Source organism: Rothia sp. SCPM-O-B-18226 (M350) (assembly GCF_058213595.1).
This window is the reverse complement of the sequence record NZ_JBYQJS010000003.1, coordinates 213,331-233,580: the sequence shown is the minus strand read 5'-3', so window position 1 is coordinate 233,580 and position 20,250 is coordinate 213,331. Positions and strand designations below refer to the sequence as shown.

Sequence of the window (20,250 nt, the reverse complement as noted above, 5' to 3'; positions counted from 1 at the left end):
CGTGCCGGGCACAATACGCTGTGACGAGGTGCAGCCTCCGTGGCTACTCTGTACGCCTGTTCCTGGTTAGTCCGGTCTGATTAGCCCGGAGAGTTAGCCCAGAATCTTTCGGGCGTTCTCTTCAGCAGTTTTCTTGGCGGTGGTCACCTGCTCGATGAGGCCCTGCTCTTTTTCGAGGAAAGAACTCAGGTAAGCGATAGCCATCTTTCGCTGTTCTGCATCCAGCCCGGTTGCTTCACGGCAGGTCGCATCGTTGATTGCCAGTTCGTGGGTGTCTTGGTTGTTCTGGCGGTACTGTTCGCGAGCCATATCCGGACTGGTGTAGTCGCCTCCGAAGCGTTCTTTCATGCACTGTGCCCACTTCTCGGTGGCAGGCCCAAGGTCTTTGAAGATTGCGTCGTTGTTGAGGTAGTGAACCGCAGTGACGTTGACCTTTTTTATGATCGCACGGGATTCTTCTGAACCGAAGACTGCGCGGGTGGCTTCTTGCTGGCAACCGCCCTTTCCTTCGGTGCCGTTAAGAGCCTGCATTTCAGCGTCGCTCATAGTACGGCTCTGCTCTTCCAGCTCAGCAGTTACCAAAGAGTAGCGCTCTTTGTATCCGCGAGTGCGGGCATCCGCGACGGTGAGAGGTTCGAAACCAGCGGTCTGTAGCAGCGGGATTTCAGTTTCTCCGGCAGGAACCTTGTAGTTCGGGAATCCTCGTTCAGTCATGCACTGGCTCAGGGAGCGCTGGTAGGCACGAGCAACATTGTCAGAAAGTGAGGCGAGGTTCTCTACTTTTTCGATAGCTTGACTATCGGGGCTCTTGGAAGCGCTATACGCCTTCTCAGCGTTAGCGGACGCTGAGGAGTCGGCGCTGGGCTGCCCGGATGCGCAGGAGCTAAGCAGCAGGGTCAGCGGGAGTAGAGCCCCGGCGAGGGTTCGTAGGGTGTTCTGTCGACGCATAGGTGGGCACTTCCTCGTGAAATATAGCTGCATCTTTGTCCGCTCGTTCAGGGGCTCTTCGTTGTTTGCCCTTGAGAGAACATATTTTGAACACTAGCCTACTATGCGCCGGGGGGGGGAGGCAAGAGGGGCGGTGTCGTCCGTAGTGACATCAGGGTGCCCGAACTTAACGCCCCAGCCAGGGCGAGCCGGTGCACCTTCCGGAAGCGACATCAGGGTACCCTCTCGGGTGCTCTCCGCAGCGAAGCAAGGAGAAGCGGAGCACCCGAGAGGGTGGGTTCCCCTGCAGGAGCGCAGGAAGGTGTGCACCGGCACGCTCCAGTAGCGAGGCTGAGAGAGTCTCCGCGCGGTTATCCGAAGCACATGTTCGGAAAACGCGGCCGCACCCGCACAGTACCCCAGCACGGAAAGGCGGTATCGTCCGAAGTGACATCAGGGTGCCCGAAGCGAAGCGAGGGCGGGTTCCCTGTAGGAACGAGGACGAATACCGCTTTCCACGCGGAATCTAAGCGGAACCGTGCATCCCGCACGGAACCTGGCATGGGGTAAAAGCATGAAAGAGGCGCCGCCTCCCACCTCGGGAGACAGCGCCTCTTTCGTTAGAGCCGGGTCAGCAGAAAAGCTTAGCCTTCCACGCCGCACTCAGCCAGGATCAGCTCACGCACGCGGGCGGCGTCAGCCTGACCGCGGGTAGCCTTCATGACCTGACCGACGATAGCGCCGGCTGCCTGAATCTTGCCGGCACGGATCTTGTCGGCGACGTCGGGCATTGCTGCCAGCGCTTCCTGAACGGCTGCGGTGAGTGCGCCGTCGTCGGAGACCACTGCCAGGCCGCGGGCTTCAACGATTTCGGCGGGGGTGCCTTCACCGGCGAGGACGAACTCGAGCACCTGGCGGGCGATCTTGTCATTAATCTTGCCTTCGCCAATGAGCGCTTCGAGGGCGACCACGGTTGCGGGCTCCACGCCGAGGGCGGTGAGCTCAACCTCAGCCTGCTTTGCGCGGCGGGCGATCTCACCCATCCACCACTTGCGGGCTGCTGCAGCGGTTGCACCCGCGGCGACGGTCTCTTCGATGACGTCGAGTGCGCCTGCGTTCACCACATCGCGGAACTCCTCATCGGAGTAGCCCCATTCGTTCTTGAGGCGGCGGCGGCGCTCTGCCGGCGGTTCGGGCAGCTCGGCGCGCAGACGCTCAATCCACTCGCTGTTGGTGACGACCGGGACCAGATCCGGCTCCGGGAAGTAGCGGTAGTCGTCAGCATCGGACTTGGGGCGACCCGAGGAGGTCTCACGAGTGTCTTCGTGCCAGTGGCGGGTCTCCTGGGTGACCTTCTCGCCGCGTTCAAGGATTGCGGCGTGGCGGCGAATCTCGTAGCGGACGGCGCGTTCGACCGAGCGCAGGGAGTTCACGTTCTTGGTCTCGGAGCGGGTGCCGAACTTCTCTGCGCCCTTGGGCATGAGGGAGACGTTGGCGTCGCAGCGGACGTTACCGCGTTCCATGCGGGCGTCGGAGATGCCGAGGGAGCGCACGATGTCGCGGATGGCGGCAACGTAGGCGCGGGCCAGCTCGGGTGCTCGCTCGCCGGCACCTACGATGGGTCGGGTCACGATTTCGATGAGCGGCACGCCGGCGCGGTTGTAGTCGACCAGGGAGAAGGTTGCACCCTGGATGCGGCCGTCGGCACCACCGACGTGGGTAAGCTTACCGGCGTCCTCCTCCATGTGGGCGCGCTCAATCTCGACGGTGAAGATGGTGCCGTCGTCGAGCTCGACGTCCAGGGAGCCGTTTTCGGCGATGGGGCCGTCGGCCTGGGAGGTCTGGAAGTTCTTCGGCGAGTCCGGGTAGAAGTAGTTCTTACGGGCGAAGTAGGACTTATCCGCGATATCGCAGCCCAGCGCCAGGCCGAGCTTGATGGCGGACTCGACGGCGGTCTTGTTCACCACGGGCAGCGCGCCGGGCAGGCCGAGCGAGACGGGGGTGATGTTGGTGTTGGGCGTATCGCCGAACTCGTTGGGTGCGGAGTCGAACATCTTGGTGTTGGTGTTCAGCTCGACGTGCACCTCGAAGCCGAGGACGGGGTCGTACTTTTCGATGGCTTCTTCGAAGCTGAGGACTTCTTCACTCATTACTTGGTTCCCCCAAAGTCAAAGTCGCGGATCAGGGTTTCGGTGTCGGGCAGGCTCTTGTAGAGCGGTGCGCCCCACTTTGCGGTCAGCAGTTCTTCCAGGGCTGCACCGACGCGGTAGAGGCGGGCATCCTCGCGGGCGGGTGCGGTGAACTGGATGCCGACGGGCAGGTTGTTCTCCTCGGAGAGGCCGCCGGGCAGGGAGAGCGCCGGGACGCCCGCCAGGTTGACGGGCACGGTGGCGACGTCGCCCAGGTACATGGCCATGGGGTCGCCCTCGGTCTTCTCACCAAGCTTGAACGCGGTGGAGGGTGCGGTCGGGGAAATCAGCACGTCGCACTTTTCGAAGGCGGCGGCGTAGTCGCGCTGGATGAGGGTGCGCACGCGCAGTGCGGCGCCGTAGTAGGCGTCGTAGTTACCTGCGGACAGCGCGTAGGTGCCGAGGATGATACGGCGCTTCACCTCGTGGCCGAAGCCGGCGGCGCGGGTGGCGGCCATGACTCGCTCGATGGTGACGGGGCCGTCCTCGGGCACGACGCGCAGGCCGTAGCGCACGCCGTCGTAGCGTGCCAGGTTGGAGGACACCTCGGAGGACATGATCATGTAGTAGGCGCTGATGGCCTCGGTGACGGAAGGCAGGGAGACCTCAACGATCTCGGCGCCCGCGGCGCGCAGAGCCTCGACGGATTCGCGGAAGCGCGCGAGCACGCCGGCCTCGAAGCCTTCGCCGTCGCCGCCGCCGAGCTCCTTGATGACGCCGACGCGCAGGCCGGAGAGGTCACCCTTGCGGGCTGCTTCTGCGCCTGCCTTGGCCTCTTCGGCGAAGTTGCCGGGCGTATCGGGCAGAGAGGTGGAGTCGAGCGGGTCGTGACCTGCGATGGCCTCGTGCAGCATGGCGGTGTCGAGCACGGTGCGTGCGACGGGACCAACCTGGTCGAGGGAGGACGCCATGGCGATGACGCCGTAACGGGAGACGGAGCCGTAGGTGGGCTTGACGCCGACGCTACCGGTCAGCGCTGCGGGCTGGCGGATGGAGCCGCCGGTGTCGGTACCCAGGGCCAGGGGCGCCTGGAACGCGGTGACGGCCGCTGCGGAGCCGCCGCCGGAGCCGCCGGGGGCGCGGTCGAGTGCCCAGGGGTTGCGGACCACGCCGAACGCGGAGTGCTCGTTGGAGGAACCCATGGCGAATTCGTCGAGGTTGGTCTTGCCGAGGATCGGCATGCGTGCTTCGCGGACCTTGCGGGTGACGGTGCCGTCGTAGGGGCTCATCCAGCCTTCGAGCATGCGGGATGCCGCGGTGGTGGGCTGACCCTTGGTGACGATGAGGTCCTTAACGGCGATGGGCACGCCGGCCAGCGGGGGCAGTTCCTTGCCCGCCGCGCGGTCTGCATCCACTGCTGCCGCGGTGGCGAGTGCTTCTTCGGCGTTGACGTGCAGGAAGGCGTTGAGGCCGCTCTTGCCGTCTGCGCGGTTATCGCTCAGGGGTGCGCCATCGGTGGCGGCGATGCGGTCCAGGTGCGCCTGGGTGAGTTCGACGGAGGTAATCTCGCCGGCGGCCAGCTTGGCGGCGGCTTCGGCGGCGGTGAGCTGAATCAGTTCGTTCACTTGGTGTGTCTCCTCTTAGTCTTCGTCGAGGATTGCCGGCACGCGGAACTTGCCGTCCTGTGCGTCGGGGGCGCCGGAGAGCGCCTCTTCCTGGGTGAGGGTCGGGACGGGTACGTCTTCGCGGAAGACGTTCTCGAGGGGGATCGGGTGGCTGGTCGCGGGGATGTCGGCAGTTGCTTTCTGCGACATGGTCTCAACGGATGCGACGATGATGTCGAGTTCAGACGCCATCGCGGTGAGTTCTTCATCGGTCATCTCAATGAGTGCCAGCGATGCCAGGTGCTTGACCTGTTCAAAGGTGATGGCAGACATGGTTCTCCCGTAGTTTTGTTTTTTGTTTCTTCTCTAGTGTAGTGGAGGTTGGGTTTCTCGTCTCTTCGGGAGGCGTTCTGCCTACCTATCGGTCGGGGTACCGCCCGGGGGGGGGCGTGCGGCGGCGACCTTCACCGGGTACGTTCGGCTCCGCTACCGGAGGTTAACGCACAACGCCCCGCTCCTTCGGTGAAGGGCGGGGCGTTGTGGTACAGCGTCAGAACGACCGCTTCAGGGGTGAACCTTATGCGGGGATGTTCAGAACCTGGCCGGGGAAGATCAGGTCAACGTTGTAGATGATGTCGGTGTTCGCAGCGGCGATTGCCTGGTAGCCACCTGCAACGCCGAGCTTCGAAGCGATCAGCGAGAGGGAGTCACCGGGAACCACGGTGTAGGTGCCTGCTGCAGCCTTGGGAGCTGCAACGGGTGCGGCTGCGGGAGCCTCAACTGCCGGTGCTGCCGGTGCTGCTGCGGGAGCCTCAACTGCTGCGGGAGCTGCCGGTGCTGCTGCGGGAGCCTCAACTGCTGCGGGTGCAGCCTGAGCTGCAGGAGCTGCGGGTGCAGCCTGTGCCGCGGGAGCGGTGTAGGTCTGCTGGGTCTGCGACTGTGCAGCCACGGTGGTGGTGGGCTCGGTGTAGGTGGGAGCTGCGCCAGTCTTGCCGTAGAGGCCAAGCTTAGCGGAGCATGCGGGCCATGCGCCCCAGCCCTGGATAGCGAGCAGACGCTCGCCTGCCTCGATCTGCTGTGCACGGGTAGCGTTCGCGGGGGAGCCAGACATGCCGACGCCGTTCCAGGACTGCTGGGTGAACTGCAGACCGCCGTAGAAGCCGTTACCGGTGTTGATGGACCAGTTACCACCGGACTCGCACTGTGCCAGTGCGTCCCAGGTAGCACCGTCTACTGCGTTTGCAGCGGGCATCGACATGGTAGCTGCTGCAACGCCACCGATGGCGAGAGCTGCTGCGGTACGACGAATGGAAGTGTTCTTCATAATGCTCCTTGGGGCCGTCCCCGCTCGTTCCGTCCCCGGAACTCTGGCGCGGCGCCGCTCACCCTTTGATAACGAAGTAGGTTACTCATTTTCTGGCTCTACCATGTGAGCGGCTCTCCATCGATTTCATGTCATCGTGAGCGATTCTGCGCTAGTGCGCGGAATCCGGTGGCACTTCCTCGGTGGGGACGTGCGGTAGAACCGGGCATCGTTTCAAGCATTCCAAGCTTGAAACCACATAAGCGATTCCCTGACGAGAATCTTTCTGGTCTCCAAGATAGCCGAGGTTGTGGCGGTTTCCAACCCCGTTTTAGGTTCACAGCGAACGTCCCGACTTCTCCCAGGGTTCTTTAAGGTAAAGAGTGCAGGAAACGTTAATCCCCCGATTGAATCCCGGGGTTTTCGACCCGTTTTCCCCGATATTCCGGGGTTTTCTAGGGGGTTTAGCCGGATGCGCTCCCCCGCCCTCCGCCTCCTTTAACGGATGCCCGCACCGCCCCAATAGGGGATTCGAACAGCGTGTAAAAAAATTTTAAATATTTCTACGCTCTCGGAGTGTTTTAAGCTCTCCAACCCCCAGAAACTGTGGTAATTAAAAGTGCCAAATTTTGGTATTCGGGCCCCGAAGAACACTCTTCGGGGCCCGAACGGCGTACATACATACCTCAAATACCCCGCGACCCACAGTACCGCGGCCCGCGGAGACAGGGGAATACCTCGACGGCTTACGCCTCCGACTCTCCGGAGGTGCTTTCGGAGCCGGTCTCAAGCGCCTCCGGGCCGCCCTCGAGCAGGGCGGTGAAGCCCTCCTCATCCAGCACCCGCAGGCCCAGGGCCTCGGCCTTATCCAGCTTCGAGCCGGCGTTCGCGCCGGCCACCACAAAGTGGGTCTTCTTCGAGACCGAGCCGGAGGCCTTGCCGCCGCGAGAAATAATCGCTTCCTTTGCCCCGTCGCGGGTGTAGCCGTTCAGGGTGCCGGTCACGACCACAGTCAGACCCTCCAGGGTGCGCTCCACCGATTCGTCGCGGCTGTCCTCCATGCGCACGCCAGCGGCGGCCCAGGAGTCCACGATTTCGGCGTGCCAATCCTCAGCGAACCACTCGATAATCGAGTCCGCAATGGTGGGGCCCACGCCGTCCACCGAGGCTAGACGCTCGCGATCCGCCTCGCGGATAGCCTGCATCGAACCGAACTCGGTCGCAAGCGCACGGGCGGCGGTCGGGCCCACGTGGCGAATAGAGAGGGCAACCAGCACGCGCCACAGCGGCTGCTGCTTAGCCTTCTCCAGCTCGGCGAAGAGGTTCAGCGTATTCTTCGTGGGCTTCGGCTCGGGGCGCGCCTTGGTCGGCTTGGTGTAGAAGTAGGGCACGCGCTCCATCTTCCCGGTGCCCACGCCCTTGACCTTCTTCTCACGCTCGATGGTCACCTCGCGCAGGTCCTCGGGGGTCAGGTCGAAGAGGTGCGCCTCGGTGGTCAGCGGAGGGGTGTCCGGGGTTGCGGGGCTGGTGAGCGCCTTGGCGGCCTCGAAGCCCAGCGCCTCAATGTCGAAGGCACCGCGGCTTGCCGCGTAGTACACGCGCTCGGTCAGCTGCGCCGGGCAGGAGCGGGGGTTCGTGCAGCGCAGGTCCACGTCGCCCTCCTTGCCGGGGGCCAGCGGCGAACCGCATGAGGGGCACTCGCTGGGCATGACGAACTCACGTTCGGTGCCGTCGCGCAGGGCGACCACGGGGGCGACGATTTCGGGGATCACGTCGCCTGCCTTGCGCAGCACCACGGTGTCGCCGATGAGCACGCCCTTAGCCTTAACCACGTCCTGGTTGTGCAGGGTGGCTCGCTCCACGGTCGAGCCCGAGACGAATACGGGCTCCATGACGCCGTAGGGGGTCACGCGGCCGGTGCGTCCCACGTCCACGCGGATGTCCAGCAGCTTGGTGTTCACCTCTTCGGGCGGGTACTTGTACGCCACGGCCCAGCGCGGCACGCGAGAGGTGTAGCCCAGCTGCGCCTGGGTTGCGAAATCGTTGACCTTGATGACGATGCCGTCAATCTCGTGCACGAGGGAGTGGCGCTGCTCGCCGTAGCGGTTGATGAAGTCGAAGATGCCCTCGACCGAATCGGTCAGCTCACTGTAGGGGCTCACGGGCAGGCCCCAGGAGGCGAGCAGGTCGTAGGTCTCAAACTGGGTGTCAATCTCCAGGCCGGTACGCGAGCCGATGCCGTGCACGTACATGCTCAGCGGTCGGGAGGCGGTCACCGCGGGGTCCTTCTGGCGCAGCGAACCTGCCGCTGCGTTACGCGGGTTCGCGAAGGGGTTCTTGCCGGCGGCAATCATGGACTCGTTGAGCTTCTCGAAGTCGGCGGAGGAGATGAACACCTCGCCGCGAATCTCGATTTCTTCGAGGTGGCCCTCGCCACTCAGCTGCTGCGGGATGCTCGCAATGGTGCGCACGTTGTGGGTGACGTCCTCGCCGGTGGTGCCGTCACCGCGGGTTGCCGCGCGCACGAGGGTGCCGTTGCGGTAAAGCAGGTTCACGGCCAGGCCGTCGATCTTCAGCTCGGTGAGCCAGCGCGGGGCGGCGCCGGTAAGGTTGCGGACGCTCTCCTCGGTCTTGGTCAGCCAGGCGCGCAGCTCCTCGAAGGAGAAGACGTCCTCGAGGGAGTACATGCGTTCCAGGTGGGTGACGGGCGCGAAGGCTTCGATGGCTTCGCCGCCGACCTCCTGGGTGGGCGAGTCGTTGGCGATGATGAGCGGGTGCTCGGCCTCGATGATTTCGAGGCGGCGGTAGAGAGCATCGTACTCGGCGTCGGAGAGGAACGGTGCGTCCTCGTTGTAGTAGGCGCGGCGGGCGGCGCGAATCTTATCTGTCAGCTCCGCGTATTCGGCGCGCAGGGCATCCGTAATCTTCTCGGAGTTTTCTGCGGGGCTCTCTGCTCGAGTCTCAGCGGGTGCGGTGGTGGGGGCGTTGTTCTCAGTCACCCGTCCAGTTTAACGTGTTGGGGCGCGCTCCTCCCCCGCCGCCGTCACGGCGGGTCCTGCTCGGCCGGTTTCCCGCGGGTAGAGTTCACCCCCGCATCCTGCCGGCACTCGAGCGAGTACCCGCTGAAGGCGGGGGTGCATCAGAACTATGGGTTTAGGCCTCGACGGCATCCGCCACGATGACGGTGATGTTATCGCGGCCGCCCGAGCGCAGCGCCTCGTGCTGCAGCACGTCCGCGGCGTCCTGCGGGTGACGAATCGAGGTGAGCACGCGGGCCATGTACTCGTGCGACAGCTCGCCGGAGAGGCCGTCGGAGCAGAGCATCAGGCGGTCGCCGGGGCGTGCGGGCAGAACCCAGAAGTCCGGTTCCCAGTAGTTGCCGGTGCCCAGCGCGCGGGTAATCACGTTGCGGCGCGGGTGGGTTAGCGCCTCCATGGGCGTAATCTGGCCCTCGTCGACCAGGTACTGCACCTCGGAGTGGTCCGTCGTAATCTGCTCCAGCGATGCGGCGCCCTCGGAGCCGGGCAGCTTCTCCATGCTGGAGTGGTGGATGCCGTCGTCCTCGCGCATCAGGCGGTAGGTACGGGAATCGCCGATGTTGAAGACGACCCACAGGTTCTGCCGGCCGATGCGGGTCAGCCATGCACCGGTCACGGTGGTGCCGCCGGAACGCGAGAGAGCTTCCTTGATCTCCTCGTTGGTTTCGCCGAGGATGTCGTGCAGACGGTCGAGTGCCTGCACGATTTCCTTGTTCAGCTCGGCGTTGATGCGGCGGCGACGCTTGACCGGGTCGCTCTCGTCAATGGCGGCGATGCGTTCGGTGTAGGCCGCCTGCTCGCTTTCGCTGCGGCCGCCGGGCATCGTGAAGAAAGGCGAGTAGGCGAGCTGACGCACGCACAGGCGTGAGGCGACCTCGCCGGCTTCGTGGCCGCCCATGCCGTCCGCGACCACGCAGAGGGAACCGGCGACGACCATCGAATCTTCGTTGTTTTCTCGATGTGCGCCGCGGTGAGTGGCACCGCCGGTACGTAGTTTCAGTTCAGTCATGAGAGGTTGATCTCCATAGTGTAGTGTGCGCGACGGGTCACCGCCACGGGGTCTACGTTACCAAAGCTTCGGACGTTTCGCGTTCCCTGGGATGTGAGGGTGTAATGATTTCCCACCTGTCGGAGTGTGTTTGCCGTCTCATTATCGGTGAGCACGGTTCCCGGTTCGGCCAGGGAAACCAGGCGCGAGGCCAGGTTCACGCTGGAGCCGTACACGTCGCCGCGGTTGGCCAGCACCTCGCCCCAGATGAAGGCGACGCGCACATCCGGCAACTGCGGGTCTGCGCCAATCTTTTCGGAGAGCTGCAGGCTAATCTCGGCTATCGCATCCGGGGTTTCGGTGAGAAAGAACACCTCATCGCCAAGAGTCTTAATGATGCGCCCGCCCAGGGGTGCGATGACGTCCAGGCAACTCTGCTCAAAGCGGTTAATGAGCTGCGAGAGGGCGGCCGCGTCCAGGTTGCGCACCAGGGAGGTGTACGAGACCAAATCCACGAAGCCCACGCCGCGCACGAGCGGCAGGTGGGCGATGCCCGAGCTGGTGGCGCTGTTCTCGCGCAGGCCCAGGCGCAGGATTCCGGCGTACATCTGACGGCGGTAGGCGTAGACGGCCAGGTGCTCGAGCGTCTCGAGGTAGCGGGGGAAATCCAGAAGCAGCTTGCGGCGGGCCTCGTTGTCGTCCACGTCCTCGGTGACCATGATGTTGTGCACCAGGGCCTCAATCTGCCAGGCGACCGTGCGATCGGTCAGCTGGCCCTCGGCGCGAACCAGGGACACCACGTACTCCATGCGAATCGTGCCCTCGTCGTCCAGGGCCCGCAGGTCGGCGAGCATGCGCACATCGGTATCGGTGAAGTAGGGAACGTTCGGGGCGATATCGGGGAACCCCATGTTGCGCCAGATGCGGCGGGCCGCCTCCAGCGGAATCCCGGCAAGCTCCGCGGCCTGCGAGGGGGTGTAGCGGCTGCCTTCGCCGAGCAGGGACTTTTCGAGGGCGCGCACGCCCTCCTTGGAGCGTTCGTCCCGGTAGATGTTGTTTTGGGCGAGGTTCTGCAGAATCTTGAGGTTGAGCATCTGGGTTTCGGGGCCCATGCTCCCGCCGGAGGAACCCGCCGGAGCGGCGTCGCCCGATTCCCGCGGAGAGGGTTCGGGTCGGTAGTGGTTCGCCGTGCTCATAACCGTTACCGGTCCTTTCTTCTCTGCCGGATGAATAGTTCGTTGTTCTGCCCGGGCTTGCGCCATCCGCCGGGGCATTAAATGCCTGCCGCGCGAGCGCTTCCCGCCGGTTAGGGCGCCTTCCGCCGCGGCAAATCGTGCCCTGCACCCCACCCGGCGTGTGGTTCCGGGCTCACCTCTACCCCCATGAGAGGGCTCGGTAGTGGAGTATTTCACAGTTAAGGATACTCCAGTCAGCGTTTTTCCGGCGGGGTTCAGCCGAGGGTCTGTCCCACGAGTCCGCTTTGGCGCGGCGAAACGGTGAAGTTTAGATGTAGCCGGCGCGCAGGGGGTAGTGCTCGCGGTAGGCCGACTCCAGTTCCGCGTCGAAGCGTTCGGGGGCGGGAACGTAGCGCAGACGGTGGTGCACTCCGCGGCACACCACGTAGACCGAACCGTACCCCAGCCAGGACCCCGGAGCGCCCTCACGCACCCAGCGCTGCCCGAGCGAATCCAGGTAGAGAGACTCGTCGCCCGTGCGGGTCACGAGCCCCCGCCGCACCACCAGGCGGTGCGTGGTGATGAGGTACCCGGTGGTCAGCCAGCGCCACCCGATGCGCAGTGCGCCGATGAAGAACGCGGCCGCCGCAATTGTGCCGACCCACCAGAGGATCACGGAGGAACGGGCCGTGGATGCGAAGGCCGCCGCCGCGATGCCGAGCAGCAGGCAGGTGAGGCTGGGCAGCAGCGCCCCCGGGTGCTGGCGGGTCGCGACGATGACGTATTCGCCGGGGTTGAGTTGTCCGCGCAGGCGCATGGCACTCCTCGATTGGTGGTGGGTCTGGTGTTGGCGAGTCGGTCGCCGGGGTCTTCTCGTACCTCTAGTGTGCCGGTCGGAAGTCCCCGTAGCTACCGTTGGCCGGGCGCAGGTGCTCAATATCGCCCACCGCGTAGGGGGCGAGCGTGCCGTCCTCGCGACGAATCAGGATGCGTCCCTGCGCGTCCATGTCCTCGGCCACGCCGCGCACGACGCTGCCGTCGGGCAGGCTCATGGCCACCTCGGCGCCGAGGGTGGAGCACACGGCGCGGGCCGCATCCAGCAGGCTGGGCGCGCCGGTGAGGGGGTCGGCGGCCTCGGGGTCTCCCCCGGCGCGCAGGAAGGCGCGGTAGCGTCGGGCGAAGACGACCAGCAGGCGTTCGAGCACCTCGGTCGAGTCGACGGTGCGTCCCGTGCACAAAAGCAGGCTCGTGGCGGTGGGGACCGGGAGCTGCCCTGCGGTCATATTGGTGTTCTGGCCGATGCCCACGATAATGCTGCGCAGCCCCTCGTTGGCTCCGCTTTCGGGTACGAGCTGGGCGAGTACGCCGCAGCCCTTCGCCCCGTTGGCGATAACGTCGTTGGGCCATTTGAGGTGGGCCTCGGCGCCGTAGTGCCGCCAGATGTCCACGACGCTCAGCCCGGCCACGAGGGTGAGCCAGTGGTAGCTGTCTTCGGGCAGTTCGCGGGTACCGGGTTCGGTCGAGGCGTGCGGGCGCACCACGATGCTCGTGGCCAGGCACGCGCCGGGCGGCGCGGTCCAGGGGCGAGCCAGCCGGCCTCGGCCGTCGCTTTGGTAGAGGGTTGAGAAGACGGAGAGTTCGCCGAGGCTTTCGCGGTCGGTGTCGGTTCCGTTCATGAGCAGTTCGCGGGCCCGGGTGGTGGTGGAGTCCACACTGTCGAAGAGGTGCACGCTCGCGTAGCCGGCATCCAGGGCGGCGGTGCGGGCGCGGGGTGCATCCAGCACGGTGGTATCCAGCACGGTGGCCGGAGTCCGTTCGCTCTCGTTGCTTTCGGTCATGTTCTCCCCCGGTTTGTTCTGGTTTTTGGTTTGTTCTGGTTTTCGTGCTTCGCGCGGCACCCGTCGGCACGTTGCGGCCCGTTCGGTTCTGCCCAAACGGTGCGGGTTCTCACGATATCATCAAGCGGCCGTCCACCGCGCCCCTTCCGCCGCTTTCTTTGCGTGCTCACTGTTCCCGGCGGCGACGAGACGGTACATTAGACAGTGCGGGTGTGTAATGCACCGAAGCAGAAGCGGGGTCCGCCCCGCTCACCCCGAGTTTTAGCCCGAAGGAAGTCCCCATGGCTCACTACGCAATTACCTACGTTTACGCCGCACCCGAGGAGCAGGCCAAGTACCGTCCGGCTCACCGCGAGTACCTGGCCTCCCAGATTGAGGCCGGCAACCTGATTGTTTCCGGCCCCCTGCTCGACGGCGAGGTCGCGACCGGCGCCCTGCTGATTGCGAAGGTCGATTCCGTTGAGGACGCCGAGAAGATTGTGGCTAACGACCCCATGAACGTCGGCGGCGCCGTGGTTTCGCACACCGTGACCGCCTGGAGCCCCGTGTTGGGCACCATCTAGTCGTTTTCCGTCGTCGATACGGACGCTTCCCCTCCCGCGGCTCATAAGGGCCCGCGCGGAGGGGATTTCTGCGTGCACGCGAGTGTATCTAACGATGGGATGTGCGCTCTTCGTCTGGCATGTGTGCCCCAGTTCGCACTATAGTTTAAGGATATGCACTGTTATGCCCGTCCCGTCGTCGGGGAGGGCAAACATCCATCACCGCAACCACTGGCTCCCGTCGCGTCGGGTAGGAGCAGGAACGAGGAATAATGTCCGAGAACCTCCAGCAGGAATACGATCTGAGCACCACCGCCGGTAAGCTCGCCGATTTTTACGCGCGCCGCGAGCGTAGCTACGTGCCCAGCGGTGAGGCAGCCATCGAAAAGCAGCATGCCCGTGGTAAGAACACCGCCCGCGAGCGCATCGAAATGCTCCTGGACGAGGGCTCTTTCGTTGAGTTCGACGCCCTGGCGCGCCACCGCACCACGGCCTTCGGCATGGAGTCGAAGAAGCCTCTCGGCGACGGCCTGGTCTCCGGCTACGGCACGGTGGATGGCCGCCTGGTCGCCGTGTACTCTCAGGATTTCACCGTGTACGGCGGTTCCCTCTCGCAGGTCAACGGCGAGAAGATCGTGAAGGTGCAGAAGTTTGCGCTGAAGAACGGTTGCCCCGTCATCGGCATTAACGACGGTGGCGGCGCCCGTATCCAGGAGGGTGTGGCCTCGCTGGCGATGTTCGCCGATATCTTCCGCATGAACGTGCGCGCCTCCGGCGTGATCCCGCAGATTTCGGTCATTATGGGCCCGTGCGCCGGCGGTGCGGCGTACTCCCCCGCCCTGACCGACTACATCGTCATGGTGGATAAGACCTCCCACATGTTCATCACCGGCCCGGACGTCATCAAGACCGTGACCGGCGAGGACGTGGACATGGAGACCCTGGGTGGCGCGCGTCAGCACAATTCCGTGACCGGCACCAGCACCTACCTAGCCGAGGATGAGGACGACGCCTTCGACTTCGTGCGCGAGCTGCTGGAGTTCCTGCCCTCGAATAACCTCACGGAGTCCCTGCCGCTTGAGCACGATCAGGATCCCGAGGTGACCGTGGACGACCTGGATCTGGATACCCTGATTCCGGATTCGGCCAACCAGCCCTACGATATGCGCGAGGTTATCGAGTCGGTCGTGGACGACGGCCACTTCCTCGAGATGCAGGCGCTGTACGCCCCGAACGTGATGATTGGTTACGCCCGCGTTGAGGGCCGCACGGTCGGTATCGTCGCCAACCAGCCGATGCAGTTCGCCGGCTGCCTGGACATTTCGGCTTCCGAGAAGGCCGCCCGCTTCGTGCGCAATTGCGATGCCTTCAACATTCCGATTCTGACCTTCGTGGATGTGCCCGGCTTCCTGCCCGGCACCGATCAGGAGTTCAACGGCATTATTCGCCGCGGCGCGAAGCTGCTCTACGCCTACGCGGAGGCGACCGTTCCGCTGGTCACCGTCATTACCCGCAAGGCCTACGGTGGCGCGTACATCGTGATGGGTTCGAAGAAGCTGGGCGCCGACATCAACCTGGCCTGGCCCACCGCCCAGATTGGTGTGATGGGTGCGCAGGGCGCCGTTAACATCCTGTACCGCCGCGAGCTGGCTGCGCTGGCCGCCGAGGGCGGTGACGTTGAGGCACGCCGCGCCGAGCTGATCGCCAAGTACGAGGAGGAGCTGCTGAACCCTTACCAGGCGGCTGAGCTCGGTTACATCGACGAGGTGATCGCCCCGAGCGAGACTCGCGTGCGCATCATCTCCTCGCTGCGCGCCCTGCACGATAAGCGTGCGGCCACCCCCGCGAAGAAGCACGGCAACATCCCGCTGTAAACCTCGCGACAATAGCGTTTCTACTCCCATGTATTGGGGTGCCGCCCGCGCCCCGTACCGCACGGTTCGCTCCCTCCGAAACCAGGAGGGTCGAACCGTGCGGGTTCTTAGGTTCTAAGGAGGCGTGCCGATGGCAGGCTACAATCCGCTGAGTTACTTCTCGTTCGGCAAGAAGAAGGATGCGACGAGCACCTCGGCGACCCCCGCCCCGTCGGGTCGAGGCCGCGAGGGCGCGCACACTTCCTCGCGCGGCGCGTCCCGGGCACATTCCGAGGCGGTCGCCCCTTCGCCCCGCGGTCGGGCTGAGGCGCATCACGAGGAGGCCGAGGAGCACGAGCCGTTCCTGAAGGTCACGAAGGGCAACCCGACCGAGGAGGAGCTCGCGGCTCTGACCGCCGTGGTGGCCGCGATGCAGGCGAACGCCGCGCACCAGGAGCAGAACACGCTGGTGGGTGCGGCTTCGCGCATCTTGAACCGTCGTCAGCGTCTGGGCGCCTCGTTGCGTCCGGGCCCCGGTTCGTGGAGGCGCGCGCGCCCCATGTAGGCTTTCTCTCCGATTTAGATTGGTTCCCGCCGATTGTCGAAAGACACGGCGGGAATCATTTATTTTCGGGCTTCTTTATCGAAATAGCACCGTATTCACCGCAAAATACAGATAACCGAGCGGTTCCGTCATAATTCACCCGGATAGGGCATAATGATGCGCTTTAGTGATACGATATACACACAATCATAATAGTGTTGATATACGACAGGGAACGTGTCTAGAAATATGACTAAAAATCACAAGCCCCCTCCGGATGTCTACATCACACTTCTCCTGCCGACGCTCCGGCGCCTGTCGAAAACCTCACCTCGCACAGCCGCCTATATTTGTGAACAGCTACGACAGCAGACAAAGGCCCTCGGCTCGCGGAAGGATCTTCCGGACCTCGAATCCACCGATTTTGCGGCTGCGGTGCGTACCACCCTTAAGATCTTGGTGGCGTTGCGTTACGCCCAGCTCATGCCCCGGCTTACCCCGTGGGAGAAGCGCAAGTACCTCCTCACTCCCCTGGGTGCGGAGCTCACCTGCACCCCGCATCTGCACGGCACCGTGCCGCCGCGCGTGGTCAAGCAGGTTCAGTCGCTGTGCGCGCAAAACCTGACCGCCAAGAGCGCCAAAAAGCTTAAGAAACAGGCCAACGCCCTCCTTCAGGAGGCGCAGACGCGGCGCTCTCTCTTCTCTCATTCCTCCGAGGATTCGGGGCTGGATGCGTTCCTCCCGGCAGAGGCTGAAAGCGTGCAGGAGCAACTCGCCGCGGCCGGCACCCCCGGAGAGGCGGGCTTCGGTGACGGGTCACCACAGGGCACTCCCCTCGACGTGATACTCAAGGCCAGCGAATCGCCGATTATGCACGCCCAGGCTGAATTTGCCGAGCATTTTACGCGGGATTTAATTCAGCATATTTACGCCGTTACCCCGGAATATTTTGAGCATATTGTGGCCGATATTTTTACGGCCCTCGGCTTTATCACCGAGGTGACCGGTGGCGTGGACGATAAGGGCGTCGACGTTATTGCCCGCTATTCCGACGGTCTCGATTTCGCTCCCATTTATATTCAGGTTAAGCACTATTGCGGAACCATGAAGGTCACCCCCAATGAGATTCAGAAGCTGGCCGGGGCGGTTCTTCTACACGGCGGTCTGCAGGGGGTGCTCGTGACCTGCGGTTCGTTCGCCCAGCCGGTTCCCGAGTACCTGCAGGGCCTTCCGGGTGCGCGCAATATTGCGCTGGTCGATCAGCACAAGCTGGTGGAGCTCATGATTCGCCATCGTGTGGGTGTGCGCGAGGGCGAGGGCGAATGTGGCTACACAATTGACGAAGAGTACTTCGAGAAGGGCATAGAACCCTAACCTACCCCGTGCTGGTGGCGCAGCTACCGCGGCCGCTCGCACGGGGATTTACGCCTGCGACACGAGCTTGCGATATACGTATGTATATTCGCCGGATATTTGCCGGCCACGATATGCGCTACGGCAAATTCTTTCGACCCCCGTTTCCCCGCGGTGCCCGTTTATATCTCGGTAGATTTCTCGGTATTTCTCGTCATTAATTCCGGCACCTATCTTCCGCATATTTTCTTCCGCGTATTTCTCGGCCTACCCCGAAATGGGGAGCGCCGCCTTGTACGGCTAGAATAAAGAATGTTATGCGACGCATATTCCTCGCGTTCTCAGAGCAGAGGACAGCTCCGGGTTAGGGAGATAAGCCCCGCAATATTCACTCGGGGGCCGCCCTTACTCGGCCCGAGCGTCGTTCGCGGCGCGTCGCACCACCATAAATTCATACATTTAAATCACGATAAGGAATCCCCCAGTGGCTTTTGTGAATAAAACGATGCTTCACCTCGACCACTCCGACCTGCGTCAGCTGCAGGAACAGACCTCCTGGGAGGTGCTGCCCGAGCAGGCTCGCACCCTCAGCCTCGCGGCCGCTTTCTCGCTTCTGCACCACTTCGAGCGTGCATCCGAGCGGGGCGAGAAGGTTTTCTTCCCCGATACGTACACCCCGGTCGGTGTGGACCTGGGCTTCACCATGACTCAGCGTTTTATCGCCGTCGATGACACCGTGCTCTTCCGCGAGGCCGTCAATAAACTCATCACCGCCCTCGTCAACAGCGACTACCTGGAGGTTTCCCTCAGCCAGCTGCACCCCGGCAACCTGAACTACGCGCTCAGCGAGGCCGGGCGCGAGCTACTCGCCGCCCCCAAGGAGAGCCAGGCCCGCGACCTCGCGAAGATTCTGCCCCTGCAGACCGGCGTCTACCTGTACTACCTGCAGCGCTTCTACCCCGAGCTGCTCTCGCATCTAACGGTCCGCGAGCTGCTGCCGATCGTGCTGAGCGTAACCCCCTCCTACCCCGCGGCCGCCCCCGTTAAGATTCGCGAACTGGTGCTGCGCGAGTGCGGTTTCGTGCAGGGCTGGTACGGCCTGTCCTACCTGGAGCAGCGCATCGTCGAGCCCGCCATCGCCCGGGCGCTGAACCTGCTGACCCGCGCCGGATACCTGCGCACGAAGACCATCCACGAGCACACCGATTCGCCGGTGACCCTGTACTCGCTCTCGCCCGAGGCGAAGGAACTCGTGGCACGCTACCCCGAGCAGGCGGTACCCGCCGCCGAGCTGTCCTCGGTGCTGAAGGAGGTCCCCGAGGACGATGCCGCCGCCGTAACCGCAGAGGATATTCTCGCGACCGAGAAGCTGCTGGTGCACATGGGTGCCCTGCTCTTCGGCGTGCTCAACGATGGCGGCGCGGACGTCGAACTGAGCCTGCCCAGCCTGGAGCAGGTCTTCGAGCGGGACGAACGCCTCAAGGCCGCCGCGGAGAACCCCTACTTCCAGCGGATTGAGGCGCAGGACTACCTCTACGACGTGCTGACCGCGCACCGTTACCTCTCCGAGCGCGACACCGTGTACTCGCTGGGACCGGATTTTGCCCCCGCGCTCGCGCAGGCTCAGGAGCCGAAGGTTGAACGCCTGGTAACCGCGGCCCTGCTCGACCCCACCGCGGTGGACGCGCTGCCCTACCCGCACCAGCTGCTCTACCCGATCCTGAAGATTGTGAGCGAGAGCCCGCGCATCTCGTACTACGACGTGTACGACGAGCTGAAGGCTTCCCTCAACATCCCCTACCTGCAGGGAGAAATCGCGCCGCACCGCTACAAGCTGACCCCACGCCTGCGCAACCGCTTCTCGGTGGCCATGCACGTGCTCAAGGGTGAGCGGCTCTTGAACGCCCTGCGCGAGGGTACGGGCCGCACCTCCCGCAAGAACCCGGAACGCTACGAGCTGAGCGAGTCGGGTCGCGAGCTGCTGGAGCGCTTCCCCGAGGGCGCCCCGGAGGCGGTGACCGCCCGCATGGCGCCCCTGCCGCCGCAATCGCTCAAGCACAAGCTGCCGCAGGATATTGCCGAGGAGCTTGCCGCCCGCGAGCAGGCGGTGCAGGCAGCCAAGGAGGCGCGCGCCGCCGAGCGTCAGGCCCGCCTGGCCGCTCGTGAGCAGTCGCATCGTGCCGAGCCGGTGCCGGGCGCATCCCCCGCGTTGCTGGCCCGCCCGGGTGCCGCCGCGCCCGCTACCCCCTCGGCCTCGGAAGCCCTCGCGGTACCCGTCTCGGTTCCGGCCCCCGCACAAGCAACGGCCCCCGCCGTTTCCGAGGCACCCGCCGCAACCGTGAGCGTCGAGCCCTCCGCAGCCCTTGAGGTCGCCGCGTCCCAGGTGCGTGAGGCTCTCAAGCGCTACCGCGCGGTCTTCCGCCGCGAGGCCCTGGTCCCGGCGCTGGCGGGCGTGAGCGACGAGCGGTTCCGCCGCATCGGGTTCGATCTGTTCCTCATGCGCGGCTACAGCGTTGAGCCATTGGATGCTCAGGGCGTGGACGGCGTGGCGACCCCCGCCAGCGGCGATGCAGAACGCGCGTTCTACATTCGGGCCCTACGTCTGGATTCCGGAACGGTTTCCCCGCGGGAGGTCACCCAATTCTTCCTGGCCGTACACGCCCGAGGCGGTCAGCTCGGCACCTTCATCACGAACACCGCGTTCAGCGATGAGGCCTACGACGAGTTCATCCGCTGCTCGACCAAGTACCCGCAGATTCTGGTGGATCTGGTTTCGGGTAATGAGCTACAGGATCGCCTTATCGCGCACCGCCTGGGCGTGGCCGAAGGAGCCGGCGGTCTGCTCGAGCTGAAGGGCGAGTACTTCACGAGCTAACGGCCCGCGGGGTGGCCGGGCGGAGCCGGGAGGTCCGCATCCGGACGAAAGAGCCGCTATCGAGAGGCCCGTGCACACGAG

General features: G+C 64.3%; 15 protein-coding genes. 5 read left to right on the top strand and 10 right to left on the bottom strand.

From position 1 onward, the window contains the following. Nucleotides 1–93: 93 nt before the first annotated feature. The 10 genes from AC3E6W_RS06530 to AC3E6W_RS06485 form a co-directional block, all read right to left on the bottom strand. Nucleotides 94–948 carry a chromosome partitioning protein ParA gene (locus AC3E6W_RS06530; RefSeq protein WP_490652647.1) on the bottom strand — a complete coding sequence of 285 codons (855 nt, stop codon included), beginning with the start codon at nt 946–948 and terminating at the stop codon, nt 94–96. A 623-nt stretch (nt 949–1,571) separates the two neighbouring features. Further along, nucleotides 1,572–3,077, bottom strand: coding sequence for an Asp-tRNA(Asn)/Glu-tRNA(Gln) amidotransferase subunit GatB (gene gatB / locus AC3E6W_RS06525; RefSeq protein ID WP_049332865.1), 1,506 nt, complete (start codon nt 3,075–3,077; stop codon nt 1,572–1,574). Next, complete coding sequence (gene gatA, locus AC3E6W_RS06520) at nt 3,077–4,681, bottom strand: Asp-tRNA(Asn)/Glu-tRNA(Gln) amidotransferase subunit GatA (protein WP_070483073.1); 1,605 nt, start codon at nt 4,679–4,681, stop codon at nt 3,077–3,079. Before gatA ends, gatB begins: the two co-directional genes overlap by 1 nt. Before the next feature lie 15 nt (nt 4,682–4,696). Beyond that, nucleotides 4,697–4,993, bottom strand: coding sequence for an Asp-tRNA(Asn)/Glu-tRNA(Gln) amidotransferase subunit GatC (gene gatC / locus AC3E6W_RS06515; protein WP_049332870.1), 297 nt, complete (start codon nt 4,991–4,993; stop codon nt 4,697–4,699). A 244-nt stretch (nt 4,994–5,237) separates the two neighbouring features. After that, nucleotides 5,238–5,984: a transglycosylase family protein gene (locus AC3E6W_RS06510; protein WP_490652644.1), complete on the bottom strand. Its 747-nt coding sequence runs from the start codon at nt 5,982–5,984 to the stop codon at nt 5,238–5,240. A 725-nt stretch (nt 5,985–6,709) separates the two neighbouring features. Then, nucleotides 6,710–8,962 carry an NAD-dependent DNA ligase LigA gene (gene ligA, locus AC3E6W_RS06505; protein ID WP_490652643.1) on the bottom strand — a complete coding sequence of 751 codons (2,253 nt, stop codon included), beginning with the start codon at nt 8,960–8,962 and terminating at the stop codon, nt 6,710–6,712. A gap of 154 nt (nt 8,963–9,116) precedes the next feature. Next, nucleotides 9,117–10,010, bottom strand: coding sequence for a PP2C family protein-serine/threonine phosphatase (locus tag AC3E6W_RS06500; protein ID WP_070483069.1), 894 nt, complete (start codon nt 10,008–10,010; stop codon nt 9,117–9,119). Continuing rightward, a complete protein-coding gene (locus AC3E6W_RS06495; protein WP_490652642.1) occupies nt 10,007–11,185 on the bottom strand; it encodes an adenylate/guanylate cyclase domain-containing protein in 1,179 nt (392 codons plus the stop codon). Before AC3E6W_RS06495 ends, AC3E6W_RS06500 begins: the two co-directional genes overlap by 4 nt. A gap of 307 nt (nt 11,186–11,492) precedes the next feature. Further along, nucleotides 11,493–11,981 carry a PH domain-containing protein gene (locus AC3E6W_RS06490; RefSeq protein ID WP_049343068.1) on the bottom strand — a complete coding sequence of 163 codons (489 nt, stop codon included), beginning with the start codon at nt 11,979–11,981 and terminating at the stop codon, nt 11,493–11,495. Nucleotides 11,982–12,045: 64 nt separating this feature from the next. Then, nucleotides 12,046–13,002: a biotin--[acetyl-CoA-carboxylase] ligase gene (locus AC3E6W_RS06485; protein WP_490652641.1), complete on the bottom strand. Its 957-nt coding sequence runs from the start codon at nt 13,000–13,002 to the stop codon at nt 12,046–12,048. Nucleotides 13,003–13,283: 281 nt separating this feature from the next. Here AC3E6W_RS06485 and AC3E6W_RS06480 point away from each other — a divergent pair, with 281 nt between their 5' ends. The 5 genes from AC3E6W_RS06480 (at nt 13,284) to AC3E6W_RS06460 (ending at nt 20,169) form a co-directional block, all read left to right on the top strand. Then, nucleotides 13,284–13,565 (top strand): YciI family protein, encoded by a 282-nt coding sequence (locus AC3E6W_RS06480; RefSeq protein WP_490652640.1) that lies wholly within the window; start codon nt 13,284–13,286, stop codon nt 13,563–13,565. Between the two features lie 251 nt (nt 13,566–13,816). Further along, the gene (locus AC3E6W_RS06475) at nt 13,817–15,418 is read left to right on the top strand and encodes an acyl-CoA carboxylase subunit beta (protein WP_049332888.1); all 1,602 of its coding nucleotides are present in this window, start codon (nt 13,817–13,819) and stop codon (nt 15,416–15,418) included. 130 nt (nt 15,419–15,548) lie between these two features. Then, nucleotides 15,549–15,962 (top strand): acyl-CoA carboxylase subunit epsilon, encoded by a 414-nt coding sequence (locus AC3E6W_RS06470; protein WP_490652639.1) that lies wholly within the window; start codon nt 15,549–15,551, stop codon nt 15,960–15,962. A gap of 414 nt (nt 15,963–16,376) precedes the next feature. Beyond that, nucleotides 16,377–17,315 (top strand): restriction endonuclease, encoded by a 939-nt coding sequence (locus tag AC3E6W_RS06465; protein ID WP_490652638.1) that lies wholly within the window; start codon nt 16,377–16,379, stop codon nt 17,313–17,315. A gap of 463 nt (nt 17,316–17,778) precedes the next feature. Then, entirely contained in the window at nt 17,779–20,169 is a 2,391-nt protein-coding gene (locus AC3E6W_RS06460; RefSeq protein ID WP_490652637.1) for a restriction endonuclease, read from the top strand. Nucleotides 20,170–20,250: the final 81 nt, after the last annotated feature.

Bases quoted from the DNA above. Each gene is read 5' to 3' on its own strand.
- AC3E6W_RS06470 (WP_490652639.1), top strand. From the start codon at position 15,549: ATGGCAGGCTACAATCCGCTGAGTTACTTCTCGTTCGGCAAGAAGAAG.
- AC3E6W_RS06475 (WP_049332888.1), top strand. From the start codon at position 13,817: ATGTCCGAGAACCTCCAGCAGGAATACGATCTGAGCACCACCGCCGGT.
- AC3E6W_RS06495 (WP_490652642.1), bottom strand. From the start codon at position 11,185: ATGAGCACGGCGAACCACTACCGACCCGAACCCTCTCCGCGGGAATCG.
- AC3E6W_RS06500 (WP_070483069.1), bottom strand. From the start codon at position 10,010: ATGACTGAACTGAAACTACGTACCGGCGGTGCCACTCACCGCGGCGCA.
- AC3E6W_RS06490 (WP_049343068.1), bottom strand. From the start codon at position 11,981: ATGCGCCTGCGCGGACAACTCAACCCCGGCGAATACGTCATCGTCGCG.
- AC3E6W_RS06510 (WP_490652644.1), bottom strand. From the start codon at position 5,984: ATGAAGAACACTTCCATTCGTCGTACCGCAGCAGCTCTCGCCATCGGT.
- AC3E6W_RS06530 (WP_490652647.1), bottom strand. From the start codon at position 948: ATGCGTCGACAGAACACCCTACGAACCCTCGCCGGGGCTCTACTCCCG.
- AC3E6W_RS06485 (WP_490652641.1), bottom strand. From the start codon at position 13,002: ATGACCGAAAGCAACGAGAGCGAACGGACTCCGGCCACCGTGCTGGAT.
- gatC (WP_049332870.1), bottom strand. From the start codon at position 4,993: ATGTCTGCCATCACCTTTGAACAGGTCAAGCACCTGGCATCGCTGGCA.
- AC3E6W_RS06480 (WP_490652640.1), top strand. From the start codon at position 13,284: ATGGCTCACTACGCAATTACCTACGTTTACGCCGCACCCGAGGAGCAG.
- gatB (WP_049332865.1), bottom strand. From the start codon at position 3,077: ATGAGTGAAGAAGTCCTCAGCTTCGAAGAAGCCATCGAAAAGTACGAC.